Origin of the sequence: Streptomyces sp. NPDC021080 (genome assembly GCF_044333225.1) — a bacterium.
In the GTDB taxonomy this organism is placed as follows: domain Bacteria; phylum Actinomycetota; class Actinomycetes; order Streptomycetales; family Streptomycetaceae; genus Streptomyces.
Map to the genome: position 1 here is coordinate 346,513 of NZ_JBIRQM010000007.1, position 14,050 is coordinate 360,562.

9 protein-coding genes are annotated in these 14,050 nt (G+C 71.0%); 6 read left to right on the top strand and 3 right to left on the bottom strand.

Annotated elements, in window-relative coordinates; genetic code table 11:
• Positions 1 to 376 precede the first annotated feature (376 nt).
• Positions 377 to 1,927: a DUF1996 domain-containing protein gene (locus ACH4S8_RS19805; protein WP_398395625.1), complete on the top strand. Its 1,551-nt coding sequence runs from the start codon at positions 377 to 379 to the stop codon at positions 1,925 to 1,927.
• 103 nt (positions 1,928 to 2,030) lie between these two features.
• Here ACH4S8_RS19805 and ACH4S8_RS19810 read toward each other — a convergent pair whose 3' ends face one another.
• Complete coding sequence (locus ACH4S8_RS19810; RefSeq protein ID WP_398395627.1) at positions 2,031 to 2,468, bottom strand: hypothetical protein; 438 nt, start codon at positions 2,466 to 2,468, stop codon at positions 2,031 to 2,033.
• A gap of 155 nt (positions 2,469 to 2,623) precedes the next feature.
• On the opposite strand from ACH4S8_RS19810, the gene ACH4S8_RS19815 reads away from it, so the two are divergent.
• From ACH4S8_RS19815 to ACH4S8_RS19835, 5 genes are all read left to right on the top strand, one after another.
• A complete protein-coding gene (locus tag ACH4S8_RS19815; RefSeq protein WP_398395629.1) occupies positions 2,624 to 3,133 on the top strand; it encodes a tetratricopeptide repeat protein in 510 nt (169 codons plus the stop codon).
• A gap of 236 nt (positions 3,134 to 3,369) precedes the next feature.
• The gene (locus tag ACH4S8_RS19820) at positions 3,370 to 5,298 is read left to right on the top strand and encodes a hypothetical protein (RefSeq protein WP_398395631.1); all 1,929 of its coding nucleotides are present in this window, start codon (positions 3,370 to 3,372) and stop codon (positions 5,296 to 5,298) included.
• Positions 5,299 to 5,422: 124 nt separating this feature from the next.
• The gene (locus tag ACH4S8_RS19825) at positions 5,423 to 6,334 is read left to right on the top strand and encodes a metal-dependent hydrolase (RefSeq protein ID WP_398395633.1); all 912 of its coding nucleotides are present in this window, start codon (positions 5,423 to 5,425) and stop codon (positions 6,332 to 6,334) included.
• A complete protein-coding gene (locus ACH4S8_RS19830; RefSeq protein ID WP_398395635.1) occupies positions 6,331 to 7,383 on the top strand; it encodes a PDR/VanB family oxidoreductase in 1,053 nt (350 codons plus the stop codon). The genes ACH4S8_RS19825 and ACH4S8_RS19830 overlap by 4 nt, the downstream gene beginning before the upstream one ends.
• A gap of 57 nt (positions 7,384 to 7,440) precedes the next feature.
• Positions 7,441 to 8,142 (top strand): TetR/AcrR family transcriptional regulator, encoded by a 702-nt coding sequence (locus ACH4S8_RS19835; RefSeq protein WP_398395637.1) that lies wholly within the window; start codon positions 7,441 to 7,443, stop codon positions 8,140 to 8,142.
• Positions 8,143 to 8,149: 7 nt separating this feature from the next.
• On the opposite strand, the gene ACH4S8_RS19840 is transcribed toward ACH4S8_RS19835, so the two are convergent.
• Together ACH4S8_RS19840 and pulA are read right to left on the bottom strand one after the other, a co-directional pair.
• The gene (locus ACH4S8_RS19840; RefSeq protein WP_398395639.1) at positions 8,150 to 8,515 is read right to left on the bottom strand and encodes a 5-carboxymethyl-2-hydroxymuconate Delta-isomerase; all 366 of its coding nucleotides are present in this window, start codon (positions 8,513 to 8,515) and stop codon (positions 8,150 to 8,152) included.
• 125 nt (positions 8,516 to 8,640) lie between these two features.
• Positions 8,641 to 14,040 (bottom strand): pullulanase-type alpha-1,6-glucosidase, encoded by a 5,400-nt coding sequence (pulA, locus tag ACH4S8_RS19845; protein WP_398395917.1) that lies wholly within the window; start codon positions 14,038 to 14,040, stop codon positions 8,641 to 8,643.
• Between the last annotated feature and the right edge of the window lie 10 nt (positions 14,041 to 14,050).

A 14,050-nucleotide genomic window follows, 5' to 3' on the forward strand; every position in this document is an offset into this window, starting at 1 on the left:
GGCGCCCGCCGGCCGGGTCCGGGCGCCTCGGACGCACGGATCGGGGATTCACCGCCGGATCCGGACCGCCCGCGAACTCGACTGTCCAGTGCGGCAGTTGAAGCCTTCGCGCACACCGCCGGACGGAGGGCGACGGCTCTCGCGGAGCCCGACGGCTACTGAATACAAGTCAAAAAATGCGATCTCAAACCTGAATTTCGAGATCAACTCCCGGGAATTCGCGGGCTTCTGGGACCATTGTGACCGAATTGGTCTCACGGCTTTCAAAGATTCTTTCGAGACCCCTGAACACCTCGCGCACCTCCTGCGTATGGAACGGAGCCGCTTCACTCCTGTCGGGCGCCTCGCTGCCCCGCAAGGAAGTCAGAGGAGTTCCATGGGACGCAACATTCGAAAACGCCGTTCGCCGCTGGCCGTTCGCGCCGTTGCCGCGTCGGCAGCGCTCGCGATCGGTGGGGGTGGGCTGGTCTGGGCGAATTTCTACGCCTCGGCGCACGAGAGCAACTCGGGGCGCAACACCACCAAGTCCGCGCCCGCCCAGGTGGCCACCATCAGCTGCCCGGACGTCGGCCAGAAGCTGTCCAACGTTCCGAACCAGGCGCGGGGCCAGGTCGACGGGGAGCTGGCGACACTCGACCAGCAGATCACCGCGGCCTACCAGCGGCTCGCGACCACGCGTGACGCGCAGACGAGAGACGCGAGCTTCGTCCAGAACTCCATCCTCACGCCGCTGAAGCAGAACCGGGCGGTGATCATCGACCGGATCAAGCTGGAGATCAACCGCGTCGGCGGCAAGGCTCCGGGCTGGCTCGACGGGCTCTCCACCTGTACGGGACAGCCCGCGGCCGGACAGGCCAACGGCGGGCAGAACAACGGCGGCGCCACGGCCGCTCCGTCCGCCGCCGCGAGCGCGAGCGCCGGTGCGGGCACCGGTGCGAACGCGGGCGCGGGTGCGGGTGCCTCCGCGAGCGCGAGCGCTCCGGCCCAGGCGAACAACGGCGGACAGGCCGGCAACGGTCCGCTCGCGACCGACTTCGTCGACATCACGAAGGTCCAGCCGAACGTCGCCGCCAAGCCGGCCGTCGGCGCCGCCGGTTCGCGCGGTGTGTTCACGTCGTCCTGCGGCACCAACGCGAACAAGAAGTTCAACACGGACAACGTGATCGTGGCTCCCGGTGTCACCAACGGTGCGCACCACCTGCACGACTACGTCGGCAACCAGTCGAACGACGCCTTCGCGACCAACGACACCTTCGCCGCGGCCAAGACCACCTGTGCCAACCAGGGCGACAAGTCGACGTACTACTGGCCGGTCGTGCGTATCCAGAACGGCACCCAGGACTTCGACCAGAACAACCTGGGCGGCGGCAAGGAACTCAACGTCGGCGCGATCCAGCAGGTGAGGCAGGCGCAGATCAAGTTCGTCGGCAGCCCGACCAGCAAGGTCGTCGCGATGCCGAAGTTCCTGCGCATCATCACCGGTGACGCGAAGACCACGACCAACGGTCTCGCGAACGCCAACGCCCACTGGAGCTGCACCGGCTTCGAGAACAAGGTGCAGCTGACGCAGCAGTACCCGATCTGCCCGCGGGGCAGCACCGTGGTCCGCACCTTCGCCTTCCAGAGCTGCTGGGACGGGGTGAACGCCGACAGCGCGAACCACCGTACGCACGTGGCCTTCGCCGACGCCCAGGGCAACTGCGCCAACGGGTTCAAGGCGATCCCGCAGCTGACGATGCGCCTCGTCTACAACTTCCGGGCCCCGACCCTCACCAACGGGCAGATCAAGAACGCCTACGCGGTGGACGGTTTCCCGGAGCAGCTGCACAAGCCGGCCACCGACCACGACGACTTCATCAACGTCTTCGACGACGCCCTGATGAACAAGATGGTCACCTGCATCAACAACGGCCAGCGTTGTAGGTAAGCCCCCATGAGGAAGCCGGTGACGGGATCTCCCCCCCGTCACCGGCTTTCTTTGTGCCCTCACGTCCGCGGCCCGCCCTGCGGCCCTGCGGGCCCCCGCGCTGTCAGCCGCTGTGCTGATGACCGCCGTGCGAGGCGTGCGAGGCCCCTTCTTCCAGGGTCCCGCCGAGCTGTCCGCGCAGCGTCGTGACCATCTTCTGGTCCCCGACGGCGACCCACTTGGCGCCCACGAGGTACGAGCCGCCGTAGTCCTTGGCGCCGTCGAGCCATTCGCGCTGGCCGCGGTCGGTGGCGAAGGTCGCCAGGATGAACTTGCCCGTGCTGATCTTGCAGACGCCCTGGCGGATCTCGTCCGCGTCGGTCTGGATGCTCGGCTTGCACTTCACCTCGGCGGCCAGCTCCTCCAGGCTGCCGGTCGCCGTGGGCGGGACGGTCTGTTTCGCCGCCGCGGCCTTGCCGTCCGATCCGCCGCCGCAGCCGGTCAGTGCCAGCAGCGCGGCCACGGCCGCCCCGGCCAGGAGCTTCCCGCGTGTCAACCTCATACGTTCCTCCGGTACCTGTCGGCGTTCACGCCGAGAAGAGCCCCGGCGAGGGCTCTGCCTTCGATACGGCTCCGGGCCGCCCGGCGCTCAATCCGTCCCCGCCGCGGACGGGAACCCGGTACCGCCGGGGACACGGCTGTGCGAGGGTGACATCCGTGAACGAAGACTGGGAAGAGCGTACGGCGGCGGCCTGGGCCGGCTTCGAGGACTACGAGGAGGAGCGGGCGGCGGACTTCCGGGCTGTGATCGACGCGCTGGTCGCCGAACTGCCCGCGGACAGCCCCCTCGGCCCGTTCGAGCAGGCCTGCGCCTGGGACTCGACGGGCCACTCCGACAAGGCCGTCCCCCTCTACCGCGAGGCGCTGGCCCGCGGCCTGAGCGGGTACAAGGGCCGCAGGGCGAAGATCCAGCTGTCCAGTTCGCTGCGGAACATCGGGCAGGCGGACGAGGGCGTCAAACTCCTCACCCCCGAACTGGTCGCCCCCTCGGACGAGCTGGACGACGCGGTGCGGGCATGTCTGGCGCTCTGCCTCGCCGACCTCGGCCGCGAGCGCGAGGGCCTGGCCCTGGTGATCGGCGCGCTGGCCCCCCATCTGCCGCGCTACCAGCGGTCGATGGCGAACTACGCCCGCCTGCTCGTGGAACCCGGGGAATCCGCGGACTAGGACCTGTCCGGTCGATCACGGCGGAGACGCGGGGTGTGGCACGCCCTCCCCCGAGCTCTTCGAGCAGGGGGGACCCCCAGCGGCGTTGCCGTCGGTCGACGACGTCCCCCAGCCTTCGGCCGGGAGGTGCCGCCGGCATCCTCCACCGTGACCGGCCGGACAGGTCCTGGTCGCGCCGGCCAACAGGTCCTCGGCGGGGCCGGTGACCAACCACCGGTTCGCTCGTTCTGCTGAACGTGCAGTCACAGGATGTAGCCCCGCGCCCCGCACCCTCCTCCGGAGCCGTCGTCGACGTCGAGCAGGCCGAGGCCGCGCTCGTCGAGCACTATCCGCGGCTGGTCCGGCTCGCCTATCTGATGCTTCCGCCGAGCCTCGGCCGCAATCGGAGAGTGCTGACCGCGCACGCCCTCACCCAGCGGGCCCTGCCGCGCGGCCGGGCGGCGGGCGGCGCGTCGGTGTTCCCGGCCCAGCAGAGCGGCGGCGGCCGCGACGGCGACCCGGGCTACGCCTTCGTACGCCTCCAGGTGGTGCGTACGGCGCTGGAGGCGGGGCTGCCGCTGAAGCGGTGGGCCCGGCCCAAGCGGTCCCAGCTGCCGCCGGTCCTGCCTCAGGTGTGGGGCCTGCGGCTCTTCCCGCGCTCGGGCGGCGCCGACGAACTCGCCCTGGACCAGCTGCTGTCCGAGCTCTCGGGCCCGGCCCGCGCCGCGTACGTGCTGCGCGGACTGGAGGGGCTGGCCGACACGCCGCTGCGCCGGGTGCTGTCGGCGGCGGGGGTCGAGGACCCGGCCGCGGCGCTGGAGGAGGCCTCGGGTGCCGAGGCACGGGACGCGCTGCTCGGCTCCCCCGAGTTCGACCCCTGCGCTCTGCAGGCCCGGCCCACCGACCTGCTGCGGCGCAGGCGGCACATGAAGGCCGCGCTCGCCGCCACCGCCGCCGCGGCGGTGTGCGGCGCGCTGCTCGTGCTGCCGGGCGACGGCTGGGGCCCGGACGGCGCCGCGGCGCCCTCCTACGCGCGAAACCCGGCCGCCGAGGCCGCGCTCGACCCGGCGCGGCTGGACCGGGTGGCGCCCACGGCCTGGAAGTCCGCCGCGCGCACCGACTTCTCCGTCTGGCCCGCACGCGGCGGTCTCGTCGACGACACCGCGCTGCTGCGCCGCGCGCTCGCCGTCTGGGCCCGGCCCGGCAAGTCCGTCCGGGTCGCGGCGACACCCGGCACGCCCTCCGGCGCTCCGCCGGGACCGCCCCAGCTGCTGTACGCGGGCGTCGTCGACCAGGCGCGCGTGGTGCTCCTCTACGACGGTCTGCGCGTCGCGCGCTACGCCGAGCCGAAGGACGGCACGGGCGGCGCGGCCCTGGACTTCGCGCGGGCCGACGGGGCGAGCCGCGCGGAGGCGAGCGCGGTGGTGCTGGGCCGGGCCGACGGCAACGTCCGCTATCTGACCGCGCCCTGGGTGACCGGGGCCGCCCGGCGCGACCTGCTGAAGCCCTCCGCCGGAGCGACGGACCTCACCCTGTCCGCGGACGGCTCCACCTCTCCGCTGGCCGGGCCGCCGCAGACGGGCACGTGCACGTCGTGGAACGTGCTCCAGGTCAAGGACGCCTCGGGCACCCGGCTGCTGACCGATCTCGGCGAGCTGATCCCGGCCCACCTCACCGCCGGCCGGCCGGCCGCGCCCCGGGAGGCCTCGGGAGCGCAGGACCTGCGGGAGTGGGCGCCGTTCGCGTGCTCGCTGGCCTCCGCGCGCTCGCAGGGCGTGCGGACCGTGAACGCCTGGGAGTACGCGCGCCAGCCGCTGCCCGACGGGAGCGGTCCGGCCGCCTGGACGTGTACGCGTGCCGACACCTGGCGGGGCGGCGGCACCCGGGTGCTGGCCCAGTTCCGCGCCCCCGGCGGGACGTACGGGGCGGTCGTCGCGCAGGCCGGGAACTCCCCCGCCTGCGGCTCCCGCGATCCGCAGGTGCTCGCCGGTGTGCTGTGGAAGTCGGGGGCGGGCGTATGGTACCTCCTCGCGGCCGGCGGCAAGGACACGACGTCGGTCGCCGCGACCGGCGGGGTGCGCGGCTCCGCGACGGGTCCGCTGCTCGTCGTACGGGCGAAGCAGGGAGCGCGGGCCGAGCTGAAGGGAACCCTGGCGGACGGCCGGGGCATCACCGGGCTGCGCTGAACACCGGAACGCCTCACCGGCACGGACGCCTGGCACGGACCGCCGACACGGATTGCTGACACGGATGTAAACAAGTGGGCGCAGAGGGCTTCTCCGAGCGCCTACCCGTCAGTACATTGACGCCATGTCCAATACGCAGGCCCGGCAGCCCCGGCCGGTCGAGTCCGAGCGGACGGCTCTCAAGGCGCGGAAGGTGTCGTTCTCCTGGGAGGACACACCGCTGCACTGGGTGCCGGACGAGCCGTTCGCCACGCACACCATGAACGTGCTGCATCTGCTGCTGCCGGCCGGCGAGCGGTGGTTCGTGCATGTGTACCGGCAGGTCCTGCCCCTCGTCCGGGACGAGCGGCTGCGCCAGGACGTCATCGGGTTCATCGGGCAGGAGGCGACGCACTCGCAGGCCCACGACGAGGTGCTGCCCCACCTGGCGGAGCTGGGGCTCGACCCGACGCCGTACACCGCGCAGGTCGACTGGCTCTTCGAGAAGCTCCTCGGCGACCGGACCCTGCCCCCGGGCAGGGCACGCCGCTGGTGGCTTCTGGAGCGTGTCGCCCTGATCGCCGCGATCGAGCACTACACCGCCTTCCTCGGCCACTGGATCCTGAACTCCGAGGAACTGGACCGGCGCGGCGCCGATCCGGTCATGCTCGACCTGATGCGCTGGCACGGCGCGGAGGAGGTCGAGCACCGCTCGGTGGCGTTCGACCTGTTCCAGCACGTCGACGGCAGCTACCGCCGGCGCGCGCGGACCTGGGCGACCGCGTTCACCGCGCTCGTCTTCCTGTGGCAGCGCGGGGCCCGGTTCTTCATGGAGAACGATCCGACGCTCGTGAACGGCCGGGCGAGCTTCAAGGACTTCTACACCGCGGGGAAACGGGGCGTGCTGCCGCCGACCGGGGACCTGCTGAGATCCGTCCCCCGCTATCTCAGCCGCGCCTACCACCCCTCGCAGGAGGGCTCCACCGAGCAGGCGATCGCCTATCTCGCCACCTCCCCGGCCGCGACGGCCGCCGAGAAGGCCGCGGGTGCCGCGTGACGCCGAGACTCGGGACCGTCGTCGCCGTCGCGGGCGCGGCCGTGCTCGTACGGCGTGCGCTGCGCCGCCGGATCGGGGCATCCCCGCTGTGGCCGCTGCCCGCCCTGGAGGAACCCGTCTCCGGCCGGCCCCGCTCACGGACGCTGCGGCTGCGGGTCGCCCGGCACGAGCGCGTCGCCGACGGTGTCGTCCTGCTGCGTCTGGAGGGAGCCGATCTGCCGCCCTGGGAGCCGGGAGCCCACCTCGATCTGGTGCTGCCCTCGGGGCTCGTCCGGCAGTACTCCCTGTGCGGGGACCCTGAGGACCGCTCCTCGTACACCGTCGCGACCCGGCTCGTCGAGGACGGGCGGGGCGGATCGCGGGAGGTGCACGAACGGCTCCGGGAGGGCACGCGGGTCGAGGTGCGCGGACCGCGCAACCGCTTCCCGCTCGTGGACGCGCCCGCGTACGTCTTCGTCGTGGGCGGTATCGGGATCACCCCGGTGCTGCCGATGCTGCGGTCCCTGCCGGAGGGCACCGACTGGCGGCTGCTGTACGGCGGCCGGACGCGCGCCTCGATGCCGTTCCTGGAGGAGATCGGGAAGCTGGACCGCGCGAAGGTCACCGTCGTCGCCGAGGACGAGGACGGACTGCCGGACCTGGACGCGCTGTTCGCGGACCTCCGGCCGGGGACGGCGGTCTACTGCTGCGGACCGGACGGGCTCATGGCGGCGGTCACGGCACGGATCCCGGACGGGGCGGCACCGCACCTGGAACGGTTCACCGCCCGCGCGCCCGACGGGGGCGACACCGCCTTCGAGGTCGAACTGCGGCGCAGTGGACGCACGGTGACCGTGCCCGCCGGCTCGACCGTCCTCGCGGCGGTCCGCGAGGAACTGCCCGGCACGCTCTACTCCTGCGAGCAGGGATTCTGCGGAACCTGCCGGCAACGGGTCCTGGAAGGGGAGGTCGAGCACCGGGACGAACTGCTGACGGACGCGGAGCGTGACGACTCGATGCTCATCTGCGTCTCGCGGACACGAGGTGGGCGAATCGTGCTGGACATGTGAACGTCCGCCGCCCGGACCGGCCCGTTCCGGGCCGGATCCGATCGGTAAAGTGTCCGCATGACAACCGGGGTACGCCGCAGGATGGGTGTCGAGGAGCGACGGCAGCAGCTGATCGGCGTCGCCCTCGAACTGTTCAGCCGACGCTCGCCCGACGAGGTCTCCATCGACGAGATAGCCTCGGCCGCGGGCATCTCGCGGCCGCTGGTGTACCACTACTTCCCGGGCAAGATCAGCCTGTACGAAGCGGCGTTGCAGCGGGCCTCCGACGACCTCGCCGGCCGGTTCGTGGAGCCCCGCGAGGGTCCGCTGGGCGCGCGGCTGCTGCGCGTGATGCGCCGGTTCTTCGACTTCGTGGACGACCACGGGCCCGGTTTCGCCGCGTTGATGCGGGGCGGCCCTGCCGTCGGCTCCTCGACCACCAACGCGCTCGTGGACGCCGTACGGCAGGCGGCCTACCTCCAGATCCTGTCGCATCTGGACGTCGAGGAGCCGCCCGCCCGGCTGGAGCTGGTGATCCGTTCCTGGATCTCGCTCGTCGAGTCGACCGCGCTGATCTGGCTGGACGGACGGCGCATCCCGCGCGCCGAGCTGGAGGTGCAGCTCGTGCACGACTTCGCGGCCCTGGCCGCCGTGACCGCCGCCTACGACCCGGAGGTCGCCGGCCTGCTGCGCAAGGGGCTCCGGAACGAACCGGGCGACGGGCCGTTCACCGACCTCGCCGTCCGGCTGCTCGCGCTCGCCTCGCCGCCCGGGGCATGAGAGGGGGCTACGCCTCGAACTTCCGGTAGGACGGGTCGAGATCGCGTACCTCGACGGACACGTGCAGGGTGACCCCGTCCGTGGGCTCGATGTGCCCCCGCAGCAGTTCCAGCGTGGCCTCGGTCAGCTTCGCCTTGGTCTCGTCGCTGCGGCCGGCCAGCAGGGCGATGCCGACGTGGACGATGGCGGGACCTCCCGTGCCCGTGGCCGTCACGTCTCCCACGATCTCGTACTCGGTCCGCAGGGTGCGCGTCTTGCACGCCTCCAGCCGCGCGGCCGCGATCTCGACGATCACGGGGTGCAGCGCGAGCGCGAACGCACCCCAGTCGACGTGGTCGAGGGCCGGGGAGGTCTCGACGGTGATCTGCGGCATGAGCGCTCCTGTTCCGTGGAAGGTCCCGGTCACCCTAGCCGCAGCACCGGCACGACGACGGGGGCGGCCCCGGACACCCGTCGTGCTCAGGGTGTCCGGGGCCGCCCCACCGGGTCGGGCCGCTGTCACGGGGTCCGGGTGAACACCGCCACCGTGCGGGCCGGAACGGTGAACGAGCCCGTGCCCTTCGCGTAGGACGAGGACTTGACGACGAGGTCCGCGCCCTTCGCCTGCACCGGGTGCAGCCTGTAGCCGGTCCCGGCCAGGGAGCCGACGGTCTGCTTCTGCTTCTCCGGGGTCGCGTTGAAGACGATCACCAGGTCGCCGAGGCGGGCGGTGATCACTCCGGGGGTCTCGTCCTTGCCCGACAGCGGGAAGGAGAGCCGCGACTGCACCTGGGCGGCCGTGGAGAGCGAGAAGACCTTCTCGCCCGTACGGATCCGCTGCAGGTCCTGGAAGGCGGCCGAGGTGCCGTCGATCTGGCCGCAGCCCACCTTCACGGAGGTCAGCAGCGGCTTGGCGAACGGCCACTTCGAGGAGTTGTCCGCGGCCATCGGCAGCCCGCGTCCGAATCCGTTGCCGTCCTGGCAGTTCCAGTGGACGGCGTTGAACCAGTCGCCGCTGTCGAAGGAGTTGCGGTCCAGGGACTTGGAGCGCAGCAGGTCGGAGCCGGCCTGGGAGAGGGACGGGCCCTGCGAGAGGGTGGCCGTCGCCATCGCCAGGACCTGCATCCGGGCCCGGTCCGCGGCGCTCGTCGTCGCGGGCAGCTTGTACGTCAGCGCGTCGTAGAGCGACTCGTTGTCGTGCGCGTCGGCGTAGGCGAGCGCGTCGCCGGGCGCGGCCGCGTAGCCCGCGGGCTGGCCGTTGTAGTCGACCTCGGAGCCCTTGACCTCCTTGCCGTCGGAGTCGGTGAAGCGGTACGAGGCGAGGTTGCCGGTCAGGCCGATCTTGATGAGGTCCTGGTAGTGCAGCAGGCGGGCCTTCTGCTCGGCCGGGGTGCCGTTGGCGGTCGAGGAGTTGGGGTCGGTGTACAGGCCCGAGGCGAAGCCCTGGATCCCGGGGTCTGAGTCGAAGGGGCTGCCGCCGCGGACGGCGTCACGGGCACGGTCGGAGAAGGTCGCGATGCCCGTCCCGGCCATGTTCTTCTGGGTGGCCTGGACGAAGCGGGCGTCGTCGGCGACCTCGCCGAAGTTCCAGCCCTCGCCGTACAGGATGATCTTCTTGCCGTCGACGCCGTCCTTCGCGGGGGTGAGCCCGTCGAGGGCCTTCCTGACCGCGAGGATGTTGGCCTTGGGCTGGTGTCCCATGAGGTCGAAGCGGAAGCCGTCGACCTTGTACTCCTTGGCCCAGGTGACGATCGAGTCGACGACCAGCTTGCCCATCATGGCGTTCTCGGTCGCCGTGTTGGAGCAGCAGGTGGAGTTGGCGACGCTGCCGTCGGCGAGGAGCCGCTGGTAGTAGCCGGGGACGACCTTGTCGAGGACGCTGGTGTCGGCCTGGCCGCTGGCGGCGGTGTGGTTGTAGACCACGTCCATGACGACCCTGAGGCCGTCCTCGTTCAGCGACTTGACCATCTTGCGGAACTCGACCGTGCGGCCGGTGCCGTCGGGGTCGGTGGCGTAGGAGCCCTCGGGGACCGTGTAGTGGTACGGGTCGTAGCCCCAGTTGTAGGCGTCCTTGGCGGCCGCCTTCGCCACGCACTCCTGCTGCTTCTCGGAGTCGGCGGCGTAGGAGGGGAGGTCGCAGTCGGGGCTCTGCTGGTCGGCCTTCTTCTCGGGGATGGTGGCGATGTCGAACGCGGGCAGCAGGTGCACGTACGAGGTGCCGGACTTCGCCAGCGCCTTCAGGTGCCTGGAGCCGTCGCTGTTCTTGTCGGTGAAGGCGAGGTAGGTGCCCTGGTCCTTCGCGGGGACGGTCTTGTCCGCCACCGAGAAGTCACGGACGTGCAGTTCCTGGATCTGCGCGTCCCGCAGCGGTACGGCCCTGGGCTTCTTGAGCGCCGACCAGCCGGACGGGGCGAGGGATCTGGCGTCCAGGTCGACGACCAGGCTGCGCTCCGAGTTCGCGGTCAGGGCCACCGAGTACGGGTCGGTCACCTTGTTGGTGACGATCTTCCGGACGCTCGGCGCCCACACCTTGACGACGTAGCGGTAGGGCTTGTTCGTCCAGGACTTCTTGCCCGTGACCGACCAGACGCCGGTGGCGTCGTCGCGCTTCATGGCGACGGTGGAGCCGGCGAGGTCGAGGCTCACCGACTGGGCGGTCGGGGCCCACACCGAGAGGGTGGGGACACCCTTGTGGAAGACCGGTCCGAGGTGCGCCTTCGTCGCGGGGTACAGGTCGTCGAGGGCGCCGGCGATCTGCACGCCGGTCGCCGCGAGCACGGCGCCGTTCGCGGCCCGCTGCGAGGCGACCAGCTGGCCGCCGAGCGCGGAGCGCACCCGGGCGCGGTCGCGCGGGTCGACGGACCAGGCGGTGTACGCCTTCAGGTGGGGGTACTTGGCCTTCTGGGCGTCGGTGAGGGTGGTCTTCTCCAGCCGCAGCCAGCGCTCGTCGTCGCTGGTCAGCCCGCCGTCCTTGACGGCGATCGAGCCGTCGTGGGAGGAGAGGAGCTGGGTGGACACGGCGGCGTCGGAGCCGTTCCAGGCGACGGTGTAGCGGTCGATCCAGATCGCCTTGGAGGTGGTCAGGTCGAGCGCGGCGGCGCTGCCCTTGGGCTGCGGCAGCAGGTACTTCTCCTGACCGCCCAGCAGCCACACCTCGTGGCCGTTGGCCGTGAGGTCGAGCGACTGGTCGGTGGGCAGGTCCTTGTCGTCGCCCTTGTGGATGATGTAGCTGAGGCTGGTCGCGCCCTCGGCGAGCGGCACCTCGAAGACGGCGCCGTAGGCGTCGGTGCGCACGGGCTCCAGGGGCTTCGTCCAGTCCGTGGGCGTCGCGGCCCCGGTCCAGGTGTGCAGGCCCCAGCCGGTGTAGTCGCCGTCGGCACGGTGGTAGTGGATGACGGCCTTGGTCTTGTCCTGGGCGGGCAGGTCGGGCTGCTCGGTGAGGACGGTGTCCTTGCCCTGTTCGACCCAGACCTCGCCGGTCTTGGTGACGTCGATCGTGCGGTCGCTCGCGACGTCCTTGTTGCCGTCCTTGTCGATGACCAGGAAGCCGACGCTGGAGGCACCGGGCTTCAGCTTCACGTAGGCGAAGGCGCCGTAGGCGTCCCGGCCGATGAAGTCGTGGCCGGCCGGCCAGGTGGTGGACTCGCCGTCGGCGATGTCGCCCCAGGTGTACAGGCGCCAGTCGGTGTAGTCGCCGTCGGTGCGCTTGTAGTGGACGACCGCGTAGTCGCGCGAGGAGGCCGCCGGGACCTCCGCGGCGGGCGCGGTGCCGGTGGTGGACTCGGCCGTCGCGCTCGCGGTGTGTCCGGCCGAGTCGACGACGACGGCCTTGTAGCGCAGGGCGGTTCCGGCCGGTACGTCCTTGCCGATGGCCTGGGTGACCTTGTACGGGGCGTGGTCGGCGGAGCCGAGGGTGTGCCAGGCGCCGTTGCCGGTCTGGGCGGCGAAGACGACCCGGTCGAGCTGTCCGCCGGTGACGTCCGCCGACAGTTCGACGGTGCCGGTGGCGCCCGCGGCCGGGGCCTTCAGGGTCAGCGTGGGCTTGGTCGCGGGGGCGCCGAGGCGGCCCGCGGCCTTGAGGACGATCGCCGATCCGGCCGGGACGGTGACGGTGATCTTCTTGTCGCCGTCGCTCTTCACCGAGTCCGAGGTTCCGTATACGGCCCGGAAGTCCGTGTTCGCCGAACCGGTGGCGAACGTGGCCGGCTTCGCCTCGTCGGCGTTGTTGACGGCGACGACGTACTCGGTGCCGGTCTTCGCGTCCGTGCGGGAGAAGGCGTACACGCCGGCGCCGTCCGCGGCGTACCGCTCCGTCTGGACGCCGTCGGTGAGGGCCGGGTTGTCCTTGCGCAGCTTCGACAGGGCGCTGATGGTCTTGTAGAGCGGCGCGCCCGTGTCGTAGGCGTCGCTCGCGGCCGTACGGTCGGTGCCGATCTCGTCGTCGTCGAGGTAGTCGGCGACCTTGGAGGCGAACATCGGCTGGCGGGCGTCCTTGTCGCCGCCGGAGCCGGTGAAGCCCTGCTCGTCGCCGTAGTAGACGACGGGGTTGCCGCGGCTGAGGAACATCAGCTCGTTGGCGAGCTTGTCCTTCTTCAGCAGCTCGGCGTCGCTCGCCTTGGGGTTGTCCTGGTCCAGGAAGTACCCGATGCGGCCCATGTCGTGGTTGCCGAGGAAGGTGACCTGCTCGTAGGCGTTGGCCTTGTCGGTCGTGTACTTGTAGTCGTCCGCGAACAGGGACGAGAGCTTCTGCGCGCTGCCGCCCTGGGAGGCGTAGGAGCGGGCCGCGTCCTGGAACGGGAAGTCGAGGGTGGCGTCGAGCCGGCCCTGCGTGACGTACGGCGAGGTGATCGAGGTGTCGGCGGAGTAGACCTCGCCGAACATGAAGAAGTTCTTGCGCCCGTGCTTGGCCGCGTACGCGTCGAGGGCGGTCGCCCACTGCGTCCAGAACTCCATGTTCACGTGCTTCACGGTGTCGATCCGGAAGCCGTCGATGCCGAAGTCCTTGACCCAGCGCTCGTAGATCTTCTCCATCCCGCTGACGACCTCGGGACGCTCGGTCCACAGGTCGTCGAGGCCGGAGAAGTCGCCGTAGGTGGCGGACTCGCCGGCGTAGGTGGAGTCACCGCGGTTGGAGTACATCGTCGTGTCGTTGAGCCACGACGGGACCTTCACGTTCTTCTTCTCGGCGGGAACCGTGGGCGTCCGCGGGAAGGAGCCGTTGTCCACCGACGGGAAGCCCTTGGTGCCGTCCGCGTAGTCCGCGTCGTCAAAGGGCCTGCCGTCCTTGGTCAGGTACGGGAAGGCGCCCTTGGAGAGGTAGCCGTAGGACTTCTCCTTGTAGTCGACGACGTCGGCGGTGTGGTTGGTGATGACGTCGAAGAAGACCTTCATGCCCTTGGCGTGGGCCTTGGAGATCAGTGTCTCCAGGTCCTTGTTGGTGCCGAAGTGCGGGTCGACCTTGGTGAAGTCGGTGATCCAGTAGCCGTGGTAGCCGGCCGAGGCGTCCTTGCCGGTGCCCTGGACGGGCTGGTTCTTGAAGATCGGCGCCATCCAGATGGCGGTGGTGCCGAGGCCCTTGATGTAGTCGAGCCGCTTCGTCAGGCCCTTGAGGTCGCCGCCCTGGTAGAAGCCCTTGTCGGTGGGGTCGTAACCCGTCGACAGCCGGGAGCCGGTCAGTCCGCCCTCGTCGTTGGACGTGTCGCCGTTGGCGAAACGATCCGGCATGACGAAGTAGAACTGGTCACGGGTGGAGTCGTGCCGGGACGGCTCGGCGGCGAGCTTCGCGTCCGACGGCGGTGCGGGCGGGGTCTGGGCCCGCGCCACAAGGGGTTGCGCAAGCGATACGGCCAGTGCGGCGGCGAGGACGGCTGCACGCAGCCTGGGGCGGCTGGTGCGGCTCGCCGGCCCTCTCGGTATCAGGTCCACAGTC